Origin of the sequence: Janthinobacterium sp. TND4EL3, assembly GCF_900156175.1 — a bacterium.
GTDB lineage: Bacteria > Pseudomonadota > Gammaproteobacteria > Burkholderiales > Burkholderiaceae_D > Janthinobacterium.
Genome location: NZ_FTMV01000002.1, coordinates 243,249 through 262,887 on the forward strand (window position 1 = coordinate 243,249; position 19,639 = coordinate 262,887).

A 19,639-nucleotide genomic window follows, 5' to 3' on the forward strand; every position below is an offset into this window, starting at 1 on the left:
TTTTTGCTTGACGTGTGTTTTGCATAACGTTCGGCGTCGCTTGTTTGCGGGTATCATCGGCGGTATTGCCGGCCCGATGCTGGCGCTGCATGCCGGCCAGACGCATGAAATACAAGAAGATACGCGAAATTATCCTCGGCAAGCCGCTCGATCCGATGAAGGCCGAGACGCGCCATTCGATGGCGCTGGTGGCTTTCCTGGCGTGGGTGGGGCTGGGCGCCGATGGCCTGTCTTCGTCGGCATATGGGCCGGAAGAAACCTTCCGCGCGCTGGGGCCGCATGCCCACCTGGGCCTGTACCTGGCGCTGGCCACGGCCGTCACCGTCTTCATCATCGCGCTGGCCTACAACCAGGTGATCGAGCTGTTTCCCACGGGCGGCGGCGGCTACCGCGTGGCCACCAAGCTGGTGGGACCGTACCTGGGCCTCATTTCCGGCTGCGCGCTGATCCTCGACTACGTGCTGACGATCGCCATTTCCATCGCTTCCGGCGTCGACGCGCTGGCCTCGTTCCTGCCGCTGGGGTTCCAGCCCTATAAATTGTGGGCCGAGATGTGCTTCATCGGCTTGCTGATCATCATGAATTTGCGCGGGCTCAAGGAGGCGATCCAGATCCTGCTGCCCATCTTCATCGGTTTCGTCATCACGCACCTGGTGCTGATCGTCTACGGCGTCGTCGCGCACTCGTCGCACTTGCCCGAATTGCTGCCCGTGACCATGGCGGAAACGCAGGCGCTGGCCGGCAGCATCGGCTGGGCCGGCGTGGCCGGCATGCTGCTGCTTGCGTATTCGCAAGGCGGCGGCACCTATACGGGCCTGGAAGCCGTGTCGAACAACGTCAACCTGCTGGCCGAACCGAGGGTGCGCACCGGCAAGATCACCATGCTCTACATGGCCCTGTCGCTGGCGTTCACGGCGGGCGGCATCATCCTGCTGTACCTGCTGTGGAACGCCACGCCGACGCCGGGCGAGACCTTGAACGCGTCCACCTTCAAAACCATCATCGCCAGCATGGGCCTGGGCGGCGAAATGCTCAACCAGGCGCTGCTGGTGATCGTGCTGGCCTTCGAGGCGGGCCTGCTGTTCGTCGCCGCCAACACGGGTTTCCTGGGCGGCCCGTCGGTGCTGTCGAATATGGCGGCCGATTCCTGGGTGCCGCACAAGTTCCGCTACCTGTCGACGCGCCTCGTCACGCAGAACGGCATCGTCGTCATGGGCCTGGCGGCGCTGGCCATCCTGTTCTGGACGGGCGGCAGCGTGACCTTGCTGGTCGTGCTGTACTCGATCTCCGTCTTCCTCACGTTTGCCATTTCCCTGTTCGGCCTGTGCCTGTACTGGCTGCGCAACCGCACGCCGGGCACGCACTGGCTGCGCCGCCTGCTGCTGTCGCTGCTCGGCTTCGTCATTTGCGCCGGCATCCTGGCCATTCTGCTGGTCGAGCGCTTCATGCACGGCGGCTGGGCCGCGGTGCTGATCATCGCCGCCATCGCGGCCCTGTGCATCGCCATCCGCCGCCATTACCGGCGCACCAAGCAGGCCATCCTCGAAGTCGACGAAGTCTTCGCGCACCAGCCCTTCGGCGCGAACGTGGACCCCATCGTGCCCATCGAGCCGCAGCCGGACGCGCAGACGGCCGTGTTCATCGTCGGCACCTCGCGCGGCGGCGGCCTGCACGCGCTGCTGTGGGTGCAGCGCATGTTCCCCGGCCACTTCAAGAATTTTCTGTTCGTCAACGCGCGCACCGTCGATTCGCACGCCTACGGCGGCGAAGGGGCGATGGCGCAGATGCGCCAGGAAGCGGCGGACACGCTGGAATTCTTCGTCGACTTTTGCCACAGCCACGGCATGGCTTCGTCGTCCTACCTGGGCTTCGGCACGGACGCCGTCGATGAAATCACCAAGCTGTGCGAAGCCATCAATGAGGAATTTCCTAACTGCATCTTTTTCACCAGCAAGCTGATTTTTACCACCGATAACTGGTTTACGCGCGTGCTGCACAACCAGGCCTCGCTGGCCGTGCAGCGGCGGCTGCACCTGGAAGGATTGCAGATGGTGATATTGCCGATGAAAGTCTGACGGCGCCGATTCCAGCGCAAGAAGCGGAGTGCCGCGCCCGGCTTGCCGGCCTATCTTTTCCCTTTCAATCACTTGAAGGGGAAGCAAATGTTGCAACTGGAAAATAAGGTCGCCATCATCACGGGCGCCAGCTCGGGCATCGGCCATGCGGCGGCGCGCCTGTTCGCCCGCGAGGGCGCGCGGCTGGTGCTGGTGGCACGCCGGCGGCAGGAACTCGAGGCGCTGGTGGCGCAGTTGGCGCAAGGCGGCGCGCAGGCCGTCGCCTGCGTGGGCGACGTGGCCGATGCGGCCTGCGCCCGCGGCGCCGTGGAACTGGCGCTGCAACGTTTCGGCGGCCTCGATATCGCTTTTAATAATGCGGGCACCCTGGGACCCATGGGGCCCACACCGGAACTTGCCCTGGAAGACTGGCAAGCGGCGGTCGATACGAATCTCACCAGTGCCTTCCTGGCGGCCAAATATCAGCTGCCGGCCATGGCGGCGCGCGGCGGCGGCTCGCTGATCTTTACGTCGACCTTCGTCGGCCATACGGTAGGCATGCCCGGCATGGCCGCGTATGCGGCCAGCAAGGCGGGCGTGATCGGCCTGACGAAGGCCCTGGCGGCCGAGTACGGCGCGGCCGGCATCCGCGTAAATGCCCTGCTGCCGGGCGGCACCGATACGCCCATGGGGCGGGCAGTGGCCGCTACGCCCGAGGCGCAGGCCTTCGTGGCGGGCTTGCATGCCTTGAAGCGCCTGGCCACGCCGGACGAGATCGCCCGCTCGGCGCTGTACCTGGCGTCCGATGCATCGAGTTTCACCACCGGCACGGCGCTGCTGGCCGACGGCGGCGTGTCCATCGCGCGCGCGTAAAGCTTGCGCAGAAACGCCGACGGCCCGGGGATGAGCCGGGCCGTCGGTGGTTTGCGCTAGATCAAGCTCAGTTGTGAACCGAGTTCAGCTGGCGCGCGATGATGTCGTGGTTCAGCCAGACGACGGGCGCTTGCGGCTCGGACATGGCGTGGAACATCAGCGGGCCCGTGCCTTCCAGCACCAGCGAGCTCAGGTGGTCGGTGATCAGTTCCTTGCGGTCCTTGTGCAGCTTGGTGATGTCATCCGAGGTGCCGATCATGACGTCGGCCAGTTCCGGCGTGTTGTCCATCGGCCAGGCGGCGAAGTTGCGGAACTGCACGCTGGTGGCGTCGCCGTTGTAGGCGGCGATGCGGTCGAGCAAGTCCTGCAGCGAAACGCCGTCTTCCAGCAAGCCCTGGCAGATCTTCCACTGCTCGTCGGCCCAGGCGCCGCCGCCTTCTTTTTTCAGCGCGTCGAGCAGGGGGAACAGCGACAGTTCCACGCCGACGAAAATGTCGGACGAATTCGTGCGGATTTCCGGGCAGTTGAAGACGGTCGCCTTGATGCCTTTTTCCCACGCGGCCTTGGCCACGTTTTCCAGGCGCATCTTGGCCAGGCCTTGCGTGTAGTTGCTATACGTTTGCCACTGGTATTTGCCGTCGATCAAGATCTCGGTGCCGTGGTAGCCGTAGGCGCTGTAGCGCACCTGGCCGCCCGTTTGCTCGATGCGCGCGCGGATGGCGGCGCTGCCGTCGATCAGGTGCTGCAGGGTGTTGGCCGTGACTTCGTCGAAGTTCATCAGGATCAGCTTGCCCAGGTCGCTGTCGAGCAGGGCGCGCGAAGACATGAAGCGCTCGCCGCGGCCCTTGTAGATGCGGTTGGCAATGGCCAGGAAGACTTTGACTTTCGGAATGCCGCCGGCCATGGTGTGGGCGAAATACACGTTGCTGCCGTCAGGAATCAGGCTGTCCAGTTCGGCCATGGCTTTCGCCACGGAGGCAGTGAAGCGGGCGATGCCGGCTTCGCGGCAGCGTTCGATCTGCGCCCAGTCCAGCTTGTCTTCCTGCCAGCTTTTCAGCGTCATGTCGGCCAGCAGGGCCGTCGGCGTCGGTTCGCCGGCCGGGGCGTCGAGGTCGAAACCGGCCATCAGCGGCACGTTGATGATGCGCCCGCCCAGGTTGGCTTCGGCTTCCGCCAGCTCTTCCGCGTTCAATGGACGCAGCGCCATGTTTTCATCGCGGCGGCCGACCGTCATGCCGACGATGTTCATGCCCGCCTTGCGCGCTTCGTCCAGCAAGCCATTCACATAGCCGCGGCCGAACAGCTCGCCGAACAGCACAAAGGTGTCGCCCTTGCGGAAGATATTTTTTTGCGGGATGTCTCTCAGGGACGTGATCTCGGTCATGGTGTCAATTCATTCAAAAATTAGCAGGGCAGACGGCTAAACGCGCTGCCTGCAGGTTCAACATAGTTGTAAATTATGCGCCATTCCAACCGGGAAAATCCTGTTGCGAACGATTCTCGTCTGGAATGGCATCTTCTTCTGCGGTGGAGCTCTTATTCTTTCGCCATGGCGTATTTTACGCTGCCGCGGCGCGCTGCGCCCGCGGACTGGCCCGGCAGGCGCCGATATTACCTCAGCTTGGTCATGCCGGTCAGCAAAATTGACCTAAAACAAGTCCTGCTGGCCGGACACGAGGCGCGAAAAATCGTCGCCCAGGAAGGGCAGTATCGCGTCGGCCACGGGCTGCAGCTGGCGCGTCAGGTAATGCTGGTAGTCGATGGGCGAGCGCTGCGTTTCCAGCGGCTCCGGCCCCGCCACCGTGATCACATAGCTGATCCAGCCGCCGTTCTGGTATTGCAGCGGCCGCCCCTGCGCCAGGTTGTAGGCGTCGGCCGTGCGCGCCGCGCGCACATGGGGCGGCACGTTGCGCTGGTAATCGTCGAGCGGGCGGCGCAAACGCTTGCGGTAGACCAATAAAGCGTCGCATTCGCCGCGCACCGTGCGCGCCACGTAGTCGCGCACATAGTCCTGGTAGGCGGCGCGCTGGAAGATGCGCCGGTACAGCTCTTGCTGGAATTGCTGCGCCAGCGGCGTCCAGTCGCTGCGCACGGTTTCCAGCCCCTTGTAGACCATCTCCTCGCTGCCGTCCGGCTTGCCCACGAGGCCCGCGTAGCGCTTCTTGCTGCCTTCTTCCGAGCCGCGGATGGTGGGCATGAGGAAACGCCGGTAATGCGTCTCGAATTCCAGCTCCAGCGCATTGTCCAGGCCGAATTCCTCGCGCAGGTGGCGTTCCCACCAGGCATTCACGTGCGCCACCAGGGCGCGGCCGATCTTGCCCGCTTCTTCATCCGTATGCGCCGTTTTCAGCCATACAAACGTGGAGTCCGTGTCGCCATAGATGACCTCGTAGCCCTGTTCCGTGATCAGTTCGCGCGTGCGGTGCATGATGTCGTGGCCGCGCAGGGTGATCGACGAGGCCAGGCGCGGGTCGAAAAAGCGGCAGCCGCTGGACCCCAGCACGCCGTAGAACGCGTTCATGATGATCTTCAGCGCTTGCGACAGCGGTGCGTTGCGTTCGCGCTTGGCCGCTTCGCGCCCCTGCCACACCTGTTCCACGATGGCCGGCAGGCAATGTTTGACCCGTGAAAACTGTGCGCCCCGGTAGCCGGGCACGGTATCGGCCTCATCGCCGCTGGTGCCCACCACCAGGCCCACGGGGTCGATCAGGAAAGTGCGGATGATGGACGGGTACAGGCTTTTATAGTCGAGCACGAGCACGGAGTCGTACAGGCCCGACTGGGAATCCATGACGAAGCCGCCCGGGCTGTTGTCGCCGGAAACGTCGCCCAGGTTGGGCGCCACGTAGCCCTGCCGGTGCATCAGCGGCAGATACAAATGTTCGAAGGCGGCCACGGAACCGCCGCTGCGGTCGGCCGCCAGCCCCGTGACGCTGGCCCGTTCCAGCAAAAAGGTCAGCAGCTCGGTTTTCGCGAAGATGCGCGTGACCAGCTCGCAATCCTTGAGGTTGTAGCGGGCCAGCGCGGGTTTATCCTCACGGAAACGCCGGTCGATCTCGGCCATGCGCTGGTAGGGATTGTCGATGGACTTGCCTTCGCCCAAGAGCGTCTGCGCCACGTTTTCCAGGCTGAACGAGGAAAAATTCCACGTCGCCGACCGGAGCGCTTCGATGCCGTCGATGATCAGGCGGCCCGCCGCGGCGGCAAAATAGTGTTCCTGCTTGCCGCCGTGCTCGCGCCACTCCATCACGGCGCCGCCGCGTCCCAGCCGCAAGGGCACTTGATAACGCTCGGCATGTTCCTTGAGCACGCGCAAGTCGAACTGCACCAGGTTCCAGCCGATGATGGCGTCCGGGTCGTGCCGCTCCATCCACGTGTTCAGGCGTTCGAGGATCTGCGCGCGCGTGTCGCAGTATTCGAGGTCGAAGTCCAGGGCCTCATCGCCGCCGTTTGGCGGCCCCAGCATGTAGACCTGGCGCTGGCCGCAGCCTTCCAGGGCCAGCGAATACAGTTCGCCATGCGCTGTCGTCTCGATATCGAGCGATGCCAGTTTCAAGCCTGGCCGGTAGCCGGGCGCCGGTTTCAACTGCACCTCCTGCGCCGTATCCCCGCTGAACGCGACCGGCGCCGTAATGAAACGCTCCATCAGGTAGCGCTCGGGCGGGCGGATGTCGGCCTCGTACACGTCGACGCCGTGGGCGCGCAGCTGTTTTTCCAGCTTCAGCAGGTGCCGGTATTGCTTGCAGTACAGCCCCAGCACGGGGCGGTGGTGAAAATCGCACAGCGACAGGGGGCGCAGCTCCGCATGGCGCTCGCCGCGCAGCAGCCGTTCCGCCTGCTCTCGCTGCTCCATGGGAATGAAGGCGACGGCCGTCTGCACGGGCAGGCGCACGTGGCGGGGGCCTGCATCCGTTGCCAGCCATAAATCGACCTCCGTGCCATCGCGCGTGTCGCGCCAGTGGCGGGTCAAAATAAAGCCTTGTTCGAGTGGATGCATGCTGCCCTTGTTGATAATCAATTGACGTCCGTCGGCGGACGGTGCTGCATGGTAATGCAAACAGGCGGGCCTGGATATGCCGGCCGCGCAGCATGCGGTGCGGCACCAGCTATCTGCCTCTAGTAGAATCGTTTCCTTTTACCGCCAGACCGGCCCGCGTTGCCGACATGACCACTATGATGCCAGCCGCTACCGCCCCGCAGCACCTGAACCTGTCGTCTTGCGAGCAGGAACCGATCCGCATTCCCGGCAGCATCCAGCCCCATGGCTTCCTGCTGGCCCTGCCGCAGGAGGGCGCGCGCACCGTCCTGCAGGCGAGCGACAACCTGGCGCAGCTGGCCGGCATGCCTGCCGCGCAGGCGCTGGGACAGGAGCTGGCCGCCGTCATCGGCGCGCCGGCGGCGGCGCAGCTGGCGCCGGAACTGGCCGCCGGCGGGCCCGGCATGCAGCCCAGCTACCTGGGCACGGTGTGCCTCGCCAACGGCCGCCATTTCGACGTGCTGGCCCATGTCTGTGACCAGTTATTGCTGCTGGAGTTCGAAGCGGCGGGCCGCGCGGCGCCGCCCGACTTCCGCCACCTGTATCCGAAAGTGGGCCACTTCCTGCTGAAAATCAATGATGTGCAGGATATCGTCGAGATGAGCGCCCTTGCCGCACAGCAAATCCGCGAAGTGACGGGCTTTGGCCGCGTGATGGTGTACCAGTTCGACCGCGAAGGCCATGGCCACGTGCTGGCGGAGAGCCGGGAAGCGGGCTACGCCTCCTACCTGGGCCAGCGCTTTCCCGCCTCGGACATCCCGCGCCAGGCGCGCGAACTGTACATGCTCAACCGCATACGCCTGATCCAGGACGCCAACTACACGCCGGCGCGCCTGGTACCGCAGCAGCATCCGCTGACGGGCGCGCCCAGCGACCTGTCGTTCGCCGCCTTGCGCAGTGTTTCCCCGATTCATCTGCAATACATGCGCAACATGGGCACCCTGGCGTCGATGTCCGTGTCGCTGATGGTCAAGGGGCAGCTGTGGGGCTTGATCTCTTGCCACAATGAAACGCCGATGCCGGTCGCGTTCGAGCAGCGCGCCGTCTGCGAGCAGCTGGGACAGATCCTCTCGCTGTGCATCGCCACGCGCACGGATGCGGGCGAGCTGGAATTCCGGCTGGAAGTGCGCCGCACCATGGTCAGCATGCTGGCCGGGCTGACGCAGCAGGGCGATTTTGCCGATAACCTCAGTCACGTCTTTCCCGAGCTGCTGCGCTTTGCCCGCGCCAGCGGCGCCGCCATCGTGCTGGACGAGCGCATACTCGGCCATGGCGACGTGCCGGCCGATGACGCAATCCGCGCCCTGGTGCAGTGGCTGGGCGCGCGCGGGCACGACGGCGTATTCCACACCGACCAGCTGAGCCGCGATTTCCCACCCGCTGCCGCCTGCACGCGCAATGCCAGCGGCTTGCTGGCGATGTCGATTTCGCGCATCCACCCCCATTATCTGCTGTGGTTCCGGCCCGAAGTCGTGCACACGATAGACTGGGCCGGCAAGCCGCAGGACAAGGAGGGCGTGGGGCAATTGACGCCGCGCCTGAGCTTTGCCACCTGGCGCGAAACCATCCATGGCATCAGCGCGCCCTGGCATGACGGCGAAATCGAACTGGCTGCCGAGTTTCGCGGCGCCTTGCTGGGCATCGTGCTTGAGCGCGCCGAGCAGATGGCCGAACTGGCCGAGGAGCTGGGGCGCGCCAACAAGGAACTGGAAGCGTTTTCGTATTCCGTCTCGCACGACTTGCGCGCGCCCCTGCGCCATATCGTGGGCTTTTCCGACCTGCTGATGGACACGGCCGGCGTGGAAGACGTGGAAAAACGCCGACGTTTCCTGAAAAACATCAAGGATTCGGCGCGCCTGGCGGGCAAGCTGGTGGACGACCTGTTGAGTTTTTCGCAGATGGGCCGCGCTTCGCTGCACCCGTGCCCCGTGAACATGCGCGAGCTGGTGCAGGGCTGCATCCAGAAGCTGGCGCTCGATATCCGCGAACGCCAGGTGGAATGGGAGATCGGCGCCTTGCCGCAAGTGCATGCCGACCCCACCTTCCTGCAGCTGGCGCTGTACAACCTGCTGTCGAACGCCGTCAAGTTCACGGGCCAGAAGGAAATTGCCCGCATCGCCGTGACGGCCACCGAGCAGCCGCACGAAGTGGTGTTCCACGTGGCCGACAACGGCGCCGGCTTCAATATGGAGTATGTGCACAAATTATTCGGCGTCTTCCAGCGCCTGCACCGCATGGAAGACTTCCCCGGCACGGGCATCGGCCTGGCCAATGTGCGCCGCATCATCGAGCGCCACGGCGGACGCGTGTGGGCCGCATCGGCGCCGGGCGCGGGCGCCACTTTTTCGTTCAGCATTCCCAAAGACATCGTTTTGTAAGGCTAGCCTATGTTGAAACCCATTCTATTGGTGGAAGATAATCCGCACGACCTGGAACTGACCCTGATCGCCCTGGCCAAGAGCCAGCTGGCCAATGAAGTGATCATCGCCCGCGACGGCGCCGAAGCACTCGATTACCTGCTGTGCCGGGCACAGTTCGCGCAGCGCGAGGCGGGCAATCCGGCCGTCGTGCTGCTGGACCTGAAGCTGCCGAAAGTCGATGGACTGGAAGTGTTGAAGGAAATCCGCAGCACGCAGGCGCTGCGCAGCATCCCCGTGGTGATGCTGACTTCGTCGAAGGAAGAGCAGGACTTGCTGCGCAGCTACGAACTGGGCGTGAACGCCTATGTCGTCAAGCCCGTCGATTTCGAGGAGTTCGTGCGCGCCATCGCCGACCTGGGGATTTTCTGGGCGGTCCTTAACGAACCGCCGCCCGGGTCTCACCGCTATGTGCGCCCCCAATAGCGGCTGAGAAAACGCCCATGGCGGCGTTGCCTTGCCTCGTCATACCATGCGTACTGCCTTCGGCAAGGCGCCTGGTCCTGGGTAATTTTTCATTGTTTTCAACTACCTAGGCGGTGCGCTTGCGGCGGCGCAATAAATGCCGGATGCGCGCGCTGAGCACGTCCGGCGTGTACGGCTTCTGCAGCAGGTTGACGCCGGGATCGAGGCGGCCTTCATGGGCCAGTACTCCTTCCGCGTAGCCGGAGGTAAACAGGATTTGCGTGTCGGGCAAGTGCTGGCGCACGGCTTCGCTCAGCTGCAGGCTGCTGATTTCGCCTGGCATGATGACATCGGTAAATACCAGGTCGATCGGCATGCCCGAATGGACCAGGCTCAGGGCGCTGCCCGCATGGGCCGCCTGCAGGACGCGGTAGCCCAGCGCCGACAGCAGTTCCACCGTCGAACGCCGCACTTCCTCTTCATCCTCGACGACGAGGATGGTTTCCACGCCGCGGCTGAGCGGCACGGCCGCGACTTCCTCGGGGGGCGGTGCCGTGGCGTCGCTGCGCCGCAGGAAGATCTTCACGCTGGTGCCCACGCCCGGCGTGCTCTTGAGGAGGATCTCGCCGCCCGACTGCTTGACGAAGCCATACGCCATGCTCAGTCCCAGCCCCGTGCCCTGGCCCGTGGGCTTGGTGGTGAAGAAGGGCTCGAAGGCCCGTTCCAGCACGGCCGCCTCCATGCCCACGCCCGTATCGGTAATTTCCAGCATGACATAGTTTTCATTGCCCACTTCCGACAGCGGCAGGGAGCCGGCCGGCATGTTGTGCGCGCGGATGGTGAGCGTGCCGCCCGCCGCCATGGCGTCGCGGGCATTGATGGCCAGGTTCAGCAGCACATTGTTGAGCTGGTTGGCGTCGACCATGGTGCTCCACAGCCCCGCCTCGATATCGGTGACGATGGTGGCGCGGGGATCGAGCAGGCGGCGGATCATGTCGCCCATGTCGTGCAGCACCTGCCCGGGATTGACCAGCTGCGCCTGCAGCGGCTGGCGACGCGCAAAGGCCAGCAGGTGGGCCGACAGCTTGGCGCCCCGCTCGACGCCGGCCAGGGCGATGTCGATGCGGTTCATGGCCTTGTCGCTGACGCCGCCCAGCAGCTTGATCAGCTGCAGATTGCCGCCGATGATCTGCAGCACATTGTTGAAGTCGTGGGCGACGCCGCCCGTCAGCTGGCCGATGGCTTCCATCTTTTGCGCCTGGTGCAGGGCGGACTGGCTGACGGCCAGTTCTTCCTGGCTCAGGCGCAGCGAAATGAAGGCGGCGTCGCGTTGCTGGCGCGCAACGTAGGCCGCGCTGTGATAGCGCACGCGCGCCAGCAGCTCGCGCGGGTCCGGCCATTTCACCAGGTAGTCGTTGGCGCCGCTGGCAAATGCGGCCACCTTGATCGATGGGTCGTCTTCGGACGACAGCAGGACCACGGGGATGTGTTCGGTGGCGGGATCGGCGCGCAGCATGCGGATGACGTCGAAGCCATCCGCGCCCGGCATGCGCAGGTCGACCAGCACGATGGTGGCGGCCACCTCGCGCGCCAGGCGCACGGCATGCTCCGAACGGGCGTCATAGCGCAGGCTGACATCGTGTTCGCGCTCGAGGCCGTAGGCAATGAAATCGAGCGCGATGGCTTCATCATCGATGAGTAAAACGGAAACACACGGTGATTCTTGGGTCATAAACTGGTCAGAGTGTAGGGAGGCGTCCGGCGTGCCATGCTGGTGCAAAAATATTCTACAGGAGCTTGAATGGTTGCCGTGGCAACTAATGCTGCCGTGCGCTGCCGTTGGTGAAGAAGCGCACATACCGGTGCGCCCGGGCGGCATGCGATCAGCGGCGCAGGCCCGGGCCGTAAGCGGCTATAATTTTCATCATCATTGATCACAACAAGAGCGCGTCGCGCCTATCACCCTGGAGACAGCATGCAAGCAATGAGTTATGTACACGGCGCCCACGAGACGCCGTTGATCGGCGAAACCATCGGCGCCTATCTGGACGGCGTTGCCGCCCGCTACGGCCAGCACGACGCCCTGATCGTGGCGCACCAGAACGTGCGCTGGACGTATCTGGAATTCCAGCAGCGCGTGCACCGCCTGGCCGCCGGCCTGCTGAAGCTGGGCCTGCAGCCGGGCGACCGGGTCGGCATCTGGTCGCAGAACTGCGCCGAATGGGTGCTGACCCAGTTCGCCACGGCGAAAGCCGGTTTGATCATGGTCAACATCAACCCCGCCTACCGCCGTTCGGAACTCGAATACGTGCTCGACAAGGTGCAGTGCAGCGCGCTGATCCTGTCGCCCAGCTTCAAGTCCAGCGACTACCTGGCCATCGTGCAGGACGTCGTGCCGGAAATCGCCCGTGCGCGCGCCGGTGCCCTGCAGTCGCCGCGCCTGCCGCAATTGCGCCACGTCATCCGCCTGGGCGCGGCCGCCACGCCGGGCATGCACAACTTCGACGCCCTGATGGACGGCATCACGGACGCCGACCTGGCGCAGCTGGCCGAAGTGAGCGCCACCTTGCAGTTTGACGATGCCGTCAACATCCAGTTCACGTCCGGCACCACGGGCGCGCCGAAAGGCGCCACCTTGACGCATCACAATATCCTGAACAACGGCTTTTTCATCGGTGAAGCCATGCGCCTGACGCAGCAGGACCGGCTGTGCATCCCCGTGCCCCTGTACCACTGCTTCGGCATGGTGCTGGGCAACCTGGCCTGCGTCACCCATGGCACGGCCATGGTGTTTCCCGGCGAAGGCTTCGACCCGAAGGCCGTGCTGGAAACGGTGCAGGCCGAGCGCTGCACGGGCTTGCATGGCGTGCCCACCATGTTCATCGCCATCCTCGACCATCCTGATTTCAAGCAATACGACCTGTCGAACTTGCGCACCGGCATCATGGCGGGCTCGCCATGCCCGATGGAAGTCATGACGAGGGTCATCGAATTGATGCACATGGCGGAAATCACGATTGCATATGGCATGACGGAAACGTCGCCCGTCAGCTTCCAGACGGCGATCGAAGACCCGCGCGAAATGCGCGTGTCGTCCATCGGCCGGGTCCACCCGCACCTGGAAGTGAAAATCGTCGATGCGGAAGGCCGCATCGTGCCGCGCGGCGAGAAGGGCGAATTGCTCACGCGCGGCTATTCCGTGATGCAGGGCTACTGGGGCGACCCTGAAAAGACGGCGGAAGCCATCGACACGGCGCGCTGGATGCACACGGGCGACCTGGCCGTCATCGACGACAACGGTTTTTGCAGCATCGTGGGCCGCTCGAAGGATATGGTCATCCGTGGCGGCGAAAACATCTATCCGCGCGAGGTCGAGGAATTCCTGTACCGCCACCCGAGCGTGCTCGACGTGCAATGCGTGGGCGTGCCGGACGCCAAGTATGGCGAAGAACTGTGTGCCTGCATCATCCTGCGTCCGGGCACGCAGGCCACCAGCGAGGACATCCGCGCCTTTTGCGACGGGCAGATCGCCTATTACAAGATTCCCCGCTACGTGCGCTTCGTCGAGGAATTTCCGATGACGGTGACGGGCAAGATCCAGAAGTATCTGCTGCGCCAGCAAGTGGCCAACGACCTGGGACTCGGCGCCCAGTAAGCACCATCTTTTCTGCCTGGCATAAAAAAACACCGGGACGCTTGCGCGGCCCGGTGTTTTTTATTGATGTGGCGTAAAGCTTAGGCCACCGCGGCTTGCGGTGCGCGCGCTGGCGTGCGGCGGCGCATGAAGGCCAGCAAGCCCAGGCCGGCCAGCAGCATGGCGTAGGTGCCTGGTTCCGGCACGGCCGACACGCTCACGGTGTTGAAGCCGGAGCCGCCCATCGAGACGTGGCCGCCATTGATCGAGCTGACGGAATTGGCGACCAGGGTGCCGTTCATGCTGCCCGAACCAGAGAACGCGCTGTGCGGCGCGAGGATGCTGCCATTGATGCCAACGTTGTTCAGGTTGGTGGTGGTCGCATTGGCAAAGTTGAACAAGGTGCGGTCGGCGAAGGCGCCGAAGTTTTCGAAGCCGCCGCTCATGATGATGTTGGTGGCCGTACCGTTGATGATGATGCTGGCCGTTTTCTTCAGCGAGCTGACGTCCAGCGTCAGGTTGTGCAGATTCGACGCATCGATGTTGAAGATGTTCACATCGGCGTTGGCGTTGCCTACCAGGGTCATGTTGCCGTATTGCGAAATCACGGTACCGTTCGATTGCAGCTTGGCCACATCGCCAGACAGGGTCGTCAATTGTTGCTGGGTTGCCGCAAAGTTCAGGGTGGAGGCATTGCCTTTGCTAATGTTGTCTTTTGGAAACCATTGTGGCGCCGTCAGCGTAGCGTTGGGATTGCTGACGCCATACACGGCCGAACCGCCGAGCGTGCCCCAGCCCGTGTTCAGGTTGCCGCCTGCGACGATGGCGTTGCTGGCGCTGCCTGGCTTCTTGCTCGTGCCGACGTTGTAGTTGTCCAGGTAGATATTACCGCCTGCGGCCAGGCTGCCGCCGACGCTGGTGAAGCCGCTGGTGCCGCTGCTGCCGATGTTGCCGAAGATAAAGGCAGAATAGCCGTTGGCGACACCGAGGTCGATCACGGTCGCTTGCGCCGAGGCGCTGAAGGAGAGGGCGAACAGGGCGGCGCTAATGAGCGGCAAGGTACGTGTGGCAAATCGTTTCATGGACAATCTCGTGGTGAATTAGGGGACGAATCGGGCGGGAAAGCAAGACACCGCCATCGCGCAGCGTGCCATTATAATCTAAAAAACAATTTTAGTTCATTTTAGGTAATTAAATATATTTAAATGCAACTTTTTTCCCGTTTCATAGCTTGTCTTACGGACAAGAAAAAACCGGGCGAACCCGGTTTATCTTGCTTACCTGATGCGCTGATACAGGCGGAAACGCTCCACGTTATCCGTGGGGCGACGGCCCTCCCACAGCTTGATCCAGTCCGCGCCATGATGTTCGGGCAACTGTTCCCGGCTGTCCGGGATTTTGATGCTGTCTTGCAACAAGAACACGTCGCACTGCTGCTCGCCCACTTTCGCAAACGGCAGATGGCCGTAATAGGCGAACGAGGCGCGCTGGGCGGCGCCGACGTTGCTGTTGATGCATTTGCTGCCAGGAGGCAAGTTAACGGAAATCTGGTGCGCCACGCTGGCGTAGCTCTTGCTGTAGTTCAGCGGCGGCAGAAACAGGGTCATGATCAGGACCCAGATCAGGATCAGGCCGCCGGATGACAGCACCACGGCGCGCCACAGCACGGCAGGCTGGCGCGAGATGCGCCAGTGCACCAGGGCGATCCAGCCGGCCGTGGCGCCGGCGGCGACGAAGAAGGCCAGCAGGTCCAGTTCGGGCTTGAATCCAGGCAAGAGCTTGAGTGCATTGTGGGCCTGCTGCGGCGGCCAGCCCGTCAGGATCGCGAACCAGAACAGCCACAGCACGAGGGCGCAAATGGTCAGCACCATCACGGAGAACCAGTCGATGGCGTTGATGGCGCCCCGCTTCATGGTCAGGAGGCCAAAAGCGGCCATCACGGCCAGCGGCGGCAGCAGGGGCAGCAGCTGGCTCGGCTCGGGATCGGGGTGGCACAGGCTGAGGATGGCCAGCATGGCGACGAAGGTCAGGGGCACGACGATGTGCAGCACGTGGTGCTGGCGGCGCCAGGCATACACGGCCCAGGCGGCGAATGGCCAGGCGGGCCAGAAGAACCAGATGCCGATGCGGAAGAAATATTGCAGGCTTTTCACGCTGGGTGGGCTGAACTGGCGGTAATTCCACTCCATCCACGCTTGCAGCGGCGAATGGCCGTACGGTTGCAGCAGTTCGCCGGGCAGCAGCCAGACCAGGGTCAGTGCCACGGCAACGAGCACGGCCAGCACCAGGTGGCGCGCGCTGCGCAGCAGCGGCAGGCGCAGGAAGACGCTGCACAGCAGCATGGCAATGCTCAGCGCCGCCGGCGTGATCCAGCCGCGCGTGAGGGTCAGGCCGCCCAGCGCCAGGCCCAGCAGGGCAGCGTTGCGCACGGACGGGCCTTCCACGTAGCGCACGGCGCGGTACAGCAGGTAGGCCATCAGGGAGACGTACAGGGCCTCGGCCGTGATGTCGTGGCTATGCTGCAGCAGGCCCAGGCAGCCCAGGTAGATGAGCACGGCGGCATCGGCCAGGGTGCGGCCGAAATCGTCGGGTTCGGGCTGGCCGCCGAAGGCCAGGCGCAGCGGCTGGGCGTCATTGCGGCGGCCCAGGTTGAAGGCGGTGTACCAGACGGACAGGGTGCTGACGACGAAAATGCCGATGGTCGACATGCGCGCGCCAAACACGTCGCCATCGATCCAGCCGAACAGCTTGATGGCGATGGCGCCCAGCCAGAAGGCCAGCGGACCCTCGTCGGGCAGCGACAGGCCGGCGACATTAGGCCACAGCCAGTCGTTCAGGCCGCCATGGGCCATGGTCCACATGATGCCGAAACTGGCGGCGTCATCGTTTTTCCACGGTTCGCGGCCGATCAGGCCAGGCAGGATGTACAGCAGGCCGAGCGCAAACAAGGCCCATCGTGGCAGCGCGAGTGTGGCGGCGGCGGGAAGGCGGACTGGCTTCATCGATAGTCGGTATCAGAATAGTGGTAAGGACGCGGCGAATGGCGTCAGGTATGCGCGAGTATAAAGTAAAGCGGCCAAAGACAAAAAAGGCAGCCGAAGCTGCCTTTCTCTGGTAGCCGAAGCTGCCCTTCTTTGCCGCATAGCGGCAAAAATCAGCCTGCTGCGACTGCGGTCTTCGAACCAACGGAACCGAACTTCTGACGGAACTTCTCGACGCGACCAGCGGTATCGACGATTTTGTGCTTGCCCGTGAAGAATGGGTGCGATTCAGCCGAAACCTCGATCTTCACCAGCGGGTATTCTTTACCGTCGAGGGTGATTTTTTCGCGGGTTTGGATGGTCGAACGGGTAACGAATTTGAAATCGCACGACAGATCGTGGAAAACAACTTCGCGGTAATCTGGATGGGTATCGACTTTCATGGTCTTCTCTCTAGTTTGGTAGCCAAACAGCACTTCGTCGGTCGTCCTGCTTCTTGACCCGATTGCCGATCACTTGCCAGGGTTAAAATAATGCAACCGTCGATTATATAGCGCTTTCCCATCGCAGGCAATAAAAAAGCCGCTCGAAAGCGGCTTGCACCTACGTGAGAGGCGAGATAAAACCGTAGCGAGCAGGCCACAGTTGCGATTGAGTAGCGGAACTGTACTTTAGTACAGTGAGCAACGGAGATCGCAAATGCGGCCGCGCAGTAGGTTTTAGCCGCCTCTACGCATCATGTCGAAGAATTCGGCGTTGTTTTTGGTCGCCTTCATCTTGTCGAGAATGAACTCCATCGCCTCGATCTCGTCCATCGAGTACAGCAACTTGCGCAAAATCCAGATCTTTTGCAGTTCGTTCGGCTTGATCAGCAGTTCTTCGCGGCGGGTCCCCGATTTGTTCAGGTTAATTGCCGGATAGACACGTTTCTCGGCCAAACGGCGTTCCAGATGCACTTCCATGTTGCCGGTACCCTTGAATTCCTCAAAGATCACGTCATCCATGCGCGAACCCGTTTCGATCAGCGCCGTGGCGATGATGGTCAGCGAGCCGCCTTCTTCGATATTGCGCGCGGCGCCGAAGAAGCGTTTTGGACGCTGCAGCGCGTTCGCGTCGACACCGCCGGTCAGCACCTTGCCGGAGGCAGGGATGACGGTGTTGTAGGCGCGCGCCAGGCGGGTGATCGAGTCGAGCAGGATCACCACGTCTTTTTTCATTTCGACCAGGCGCTTGGCTTTTTCCAGCACCATCTCGGCTACTTGCACGTGGCGCGTGGCCGGCTCGTCGAAGGTCGAGGCGACGACTTCGCCGCGCACGGAGCGTTGCATTTCGGTAACTTCTTCCGGGCGTTCGTCGATCAGCAGCACGATCAGGGTGATGTCCGGGTGGTTGGCCGTGATCGCATGCGCGATGTGCTGCAGGATCACGGACTTGCCGGATTTCGGCGACGCCACCAGCAGGCCGCGCTGGCCCTTGCCGATCGGGGCGATCAGGTCGATGATGCGGCCGGTGATGTTTTCCTGGCCATTCATTTCACGTTCCAGGCGCAGCGGCTCGTTCGGGTGCAGCGGCGTCAGGTTTTCAAACAGGATGCGGTGCTTCGAGGCTTCCGGCGATTCGCCGTTGACCTTGTCTACTTTGACCAGTGCGAAATAGCGTTCGCCATCTTTCGGGGTCCGTACCTCGCCCTCGATCGAATCGCCGGTGTGCAGATTGAAGCGGCGGATTTGCGAAGGGGAGATGTAAATGTCGTCGGTGGACGCCATGTAGCTGGCGTCAGGCGAGCGCAGGAAGCCGAAGCCGTCAGGCAGCACTTCCAGGGCGCCGTCGCCGAAAATCTGTTCGCCGGACTTGGCGCGTTTTTTCAGGATAGCGAACATCAGCTCCTGTTTGCGCAAGCGGGCTGCGTTGTCAATGTCAAGACCGATCGCCATCTCAAGCAGGGCGGATACGTGTAAGGCCTTTAGTTCGGATAAATGCATATGTGTTGAGTGTCCCGAGACGGGATGTAAAGGTAGGGGAGGGGACTGCGTGGCGTTGATTAATTATTGGGGAAGCTTGTGCACGAATGGTACGAAAGCCGCTTCCCGGTCTATCCAATCAGGCGGCGCTGCGGGCGCAGCGCTGCCTATCATACATTAAATGTTGCTGTCGACGAAAGCGGTCAACTGGCCCTTGGCCATGGCGCCCACTTTTTGCGCTGCCGCGACGCCATCCTTGAACAGGATCAGGGTCGGAATGCCGCGGATGCCGAACTTGGCAGGCACTGCCTGGTTGGCGTCCACGTCCATCTTGGCGATCACGATGCGGCCAGCGTACTCCTTGGCGACTTCTTCCAGGATCGGTGCGATGGCCTTGCAGGGACCGCACCACTCCGCCCAGAAGTCCACCAGGACGGGCAAGTCGGATTTCAGGACGTCTGCTTCAAAAGATGCATCGCTAATGTGTTTGATATTTTCGCTCATATTTTCCTCAAATGAGGGTGGGATCAATAATGCCTGGAATTAACCATACGCTGGTTCGCCATCCATGCTTCCTGGAATGCAGCTAGCAGATGGGTGCAATGGGCACGACTTCAATGTTCTTGGAAGGTGCGACCAGAGGTATGCAGGCGGGGATGGCTGAAATAATAACCCATTTTTTCAAAGCGTGGCGATTATTGCAGAAAAACTTGAGGCAGATCGACCGCGCGCACGCCGGCAGGGCGGCAAAGCCGCATGCCTGCTGGCCTGCAGCCCTGCCGGTGGCCCTTATCGCGCTTGCGCGCTCGACAGGCGCGCCGTGTGCTGCAGTTGCATGTTCACCATGAGCTGCAATTCCGCGCTCTCCATCGGCTTGCGGAAGGTGCCTAATATATACAGGCCATTGGCCACGGCCAGGCGCTCGGCGGCCAGGCGCACGGCCGAATGCAGGCCGGACAGCAGCACGACGCCGCCGCGGAAGCCGTTGTCGGCTGCCATGCGCAAAAATTCGATGCCGTCGATGTCGGGCATGGACAGGTCGCAGATGAGCAGGTCGGGCTGATGCTGCTTCAGGGTCGCCAGCGCCTGTTCGCTGTGCGATTCGCAGCGGATGTCGAATTGCCCCAGCTGTTCCAGCATGTCGCTGAGCACGTCGAGCATGAAGACGTCGTCGTCGAGCAGCAGCACGCGCAGGGGCGCCAGGCCCGCTTCGTCCTGGGCCTGGGCCTCAGTATGTGGATTAGATACATTATTCATCGTGATGTCCTTCTGTTCCTG

At 62.9% G+C, this 19,639-nt stretch carries 14 protein-coding genes; 5 read left to right on the plus strand and 9 right to left on the minus strand.

Annotated elements, in window-relative coordinates; genetic code table 11:
• The first annotated feature begins 104 nt into the window (after nt 1-104).
• Together BXA07_RS04805 and BXA07_RS04810 are read left to right on the plus strand one after the other, a co-directional pair.
• On the plus strand, nt 105-2,075 hold the full coding sequence (locus BXA07_RS04805; RefSeq protein WP_076566136.1) for an APC family permease: 1,971 nt from the start codon (nt 105-107) through the stop codon (nt 2,073-2,075).
• An 87-nt stretch (nt 2,076-2,162) separates the two neighbouring features.
• Nucleotides 2,163-2,927, plus strand: a complete 765-nt coding sequence (locus BXA07_RS04810; RefSeq protein ID WP_076566138.1) for an SDR family oxidoreductase — start codon at nt 2,163-2,165, stop codon at nt 2,925-2,927.
• Between the two features lie 67 nt (nt 2,928-2,994).
• Here BXA07_RS04810 and BXA07_RS04815 read toward each other — a convergent pair whose 3' ends face one another.
• Nucleotides 2,995-4,311 (minus strand): enoyl ACP reductase FabMG family protein, encoded by a 1,317-nt coding sequence (locus BXA07_RS04815; protein ID WP_076566140.1) that lies wholly within the window; start codon nt 4,309-4,311, stop codon nt 2,995-2,997.
• A gap of 264 nt (nt 4,312-4,575) precedes the next feature.
• A complete protein-coding gene (locus BXA07_RS04820; protein WP_076566495.1) occupies nt 4,576-6,924 on the minus strand; it encodes a DNA polymerase II in 2,349 nt (782 codons plus the stop codon).
• Nucleotides 6,925-7,091: 167 nt separating this feature from the next.
• Here BXA07_RS04820 and BXA07_RS04825 point away from each other — a divergent pair, with 167 nt between their 5' ends.
• Both BXA07_RS04825 and BXA07_RS04830 read left to right on the plus strand, forming a co-directional pair.
• A complete protein-coding gene (locus BXA07_RS04825; protein WP_076566142.1) occupies nt 7,092-9,341 on the plus strand; it encodes an ATP-binding protein in 2,250 nt (749 codons plus the stop codon).
• A 9-nt stretch (nt 9,342-9,350) separates the two neighbouring features.
• Nucleotides 9,351-9,806: a response regulator gene (locus tag BXA07_RS04830; RefSeq protein WP_076566144.1), complete on the plus strand. Its 456-nt coding sequence runs from the start codon at nt 9,351-9,353 to the stop codon at nt 9,804-9,806.
• Between the two features lie 106 nt (nt 9,807-9,912).
• Here the strand turns inward: BXA07_RS04830 and BXA07_RS04835 are convergent, their stop codons facing one another.
• Entirely contained in the window at nt 9,913-11,517 is a 1,605-nt protein-coding gene (locus tag BXA07_RS04835; RefSeq protein WP_076566147.1) for a response regulator, read from the minus strand.
• 243 nt (nt 11,518-11,760) lie between these two features.
• Here BXA07_RS04835 and BXA07_RS04840 point away from each other — a divergent pair, with 243 nt between their 5' ends.
• The gene (locus BXA07_RS04840; RefSeq protein WP_076566149.1) at nt 11,761-13,440 is read left to right on the plus strand and encodes an AMP-binding protein; all 1,680 of its coding nucleotides are present in this window, start codon (nt 11,761-11,763) and stop codon (nt 13,438-13,440) included.
• An 80-nt stretch (nt 13,441-13,520) separates the two neighbouring features.
• Here the strand turns inward: BXA07_RS04840 and BXA07_RS04845 are convergent, their stop codons facing one another.
• The 6 genes from BXA07_RS04845 to BXA07_RS04870 form a co-directional block, all read right to left on the minus strand.
• Complete coding sequence (locus tag BXA07_RS04845; RefSeq protein ID WP_076566151.1) at nt 13,521-14,501, minus strand: choice-of-anchor A family protein; 981 nt, start codon at nt 14,499-14,501, stop codon at nt 13,521-13,523.
• A 195-nt stretch (nt 14,502-14,696) separates the two neighbouring features.
• Nucleotides 14,697-16,421 carry an ArnT family glycosyltransferase gene (locus BXA07_RS04850; protein WP_076566153.1) on the minus strand — a complete coding sequence of 575 codons (1,725 nt, stop codon included), beginning with the start codon at nt 16,419-16,421 and terminating at the stop codon, nt 14,697-14,699.
• Nucleotides 16,422-16,573: 152 nt separating this feature from the next.
• Entirely contained in the window at nt 16,574-16,843 is a 270-nt protein-coding gene (locus BXA07_RS04855; RefSeq protein WP_076566155.1) for a type B 50S ribosomal protein L31, read from the minus strand.
• A gap of 276 nt (nt 16,844-17,119) precedes the next feature.
• Nucleotides 17,120-18,382 carry a transcription termination factor Rho gene (gene rho, locus BXA07_RS04860; protein WP_010401543.1) on the minus strand — a complete coding sequence of 421 codons (1,263 nt, stop codon included), beginning with the start codon at nt 18,380-18,382 and terminating at the stop codon, nt 17,120-17,122.
• A gap of 156 nt (nt 18,383-18,538) precedes the next feature.
• Nucleotides 18,539-18,865 (minus strand): thioredoxin TrxA, encoded by a 327-nt coding sequence (trxA, locus tag BXA07_RS04865; protein WP_071075390.1) that lies wholly within the window; start codon nt 18,863-18,865, stop codon nt 18,539-18,541.
• A 285-nt stretch (nt 18,866-19,150) separates the two neighbouring features.
• Nucleotides 19,151-19,618, minus strand: coding sequence for a response regulator (locus tag BXA07_RS04870; protein ID WP_076566497.1), 468 nt, complete (start codon nt 19,616-19,618; stop codon nt 19,151-19,153).
• Nucleotides 19,619-19,639: the final 21 nt, after the last annotated feature.

What these genes read in the sequence shown, in the direction of transcription:
- BXA07_RS04805 (WP_076566136.1), top strand. Translation starts at nt 105, where the DNA reads ATGAAATACAAGAAGATACGCGAAATTATCCTCGGCAAGCCGCTCGAT.
- BXA07_RS04810 (WP_076566138.1), top strand. Translation starts at nt 2,163, where the DNA reads ATGTTGCAACTGGAAAATAAGGTCGCCATCATCACGGGCGCCAGCTCG.
- BXA07_RS04815 (WP_076566140.1), bottom strand. Translation starts at nt 4,311, where the DNA reads ATGACCGAGATCACGTCCCTGAGAGACATCCCGCAAAAAAATATCTTC.
- BXA07_RS04820 (WP_076566495.1), bottom strand. Translation starts at nt 6,924, where the DNA reads ATGCATCCACTCGAACAAGGCTTTATTTTGACCCGCCACTGGCGCGAC.
- BXA07_RS04825 (WP_076566142.1), top strand. Translation starts at nt 7,092, where the DNA reads ATGACCACTATGATGCCAGCCGCTACCGCCCCGCAGCACCTGAACCTG.
- BXA07_RS04830 (WP_076566144.1), top strand. Translation starts at nt 9,351, where the DNA reads ATGTTGAAACCCATTCTATTGGTGGAAGATAATCCGCACGACCTGGAA.
- BXA07_RS04835 (WP_076566147.1), bottom strand. Translation starts at nt 11,517, where the DNA reads ATGACCCAAGAATCACCGTGTGTTTCCGTTTTACTCATCGATGATGAA.
- BXA07_RS04840 (WP_076566149.1), top strand. Translation starts at nt 11,761, where the DNA reads ATGCAAGCAATGAGTTATGTACACGGCGCCCACGAGACGCCGTTGATC.
- BXA07_RS04845 (WP_076566151.1), bottom strand. Translation starts at nt 14,501, where the DNA reads ATGAAACGATTTGCCACACGTACCTTGCCGCTCATTAGCGCCGCCCTG.
- BXA07_RS04850 (WP_076566153.1), bottom strand. Translation starts at nt 16,421, where the DNA reads ATGAAGCCAGTCCGCCTTCCCGCCGCCGCCACACTCGCGCTGCCACGA.
- BXA07_RS04855 (WP_076566155.1), bottom strand. Translation starts at nt 16,843, where the DNA reads ATGAAAGTCGATACCCATCCAGATTACCGCGAAGTTGTTTTCCACGAT.
- rho (WP_010401543.1), bottom strand. Translation starts at nt 18,382, where the DNA reads ATGCATTTATCCGAACTAAAGGCCTTACACGTATCCGCCCTGCTTGAG.
- trxA (WP_071075390.1), bottom strand. Translation starts at nt 18,865, where the DNA reads ATGAGCGAAAATATCAAACACATTAGCGATGCATCTTTTGAAGCAGAC.
- BXA07_RS04870 (WP_076566497.1), bottom strand. Translation starts at nt 19,618, where the DNA reads ATGAATAATGTATCTAATCCACATACTGAGGCCCAGGCCCAGGACGAA.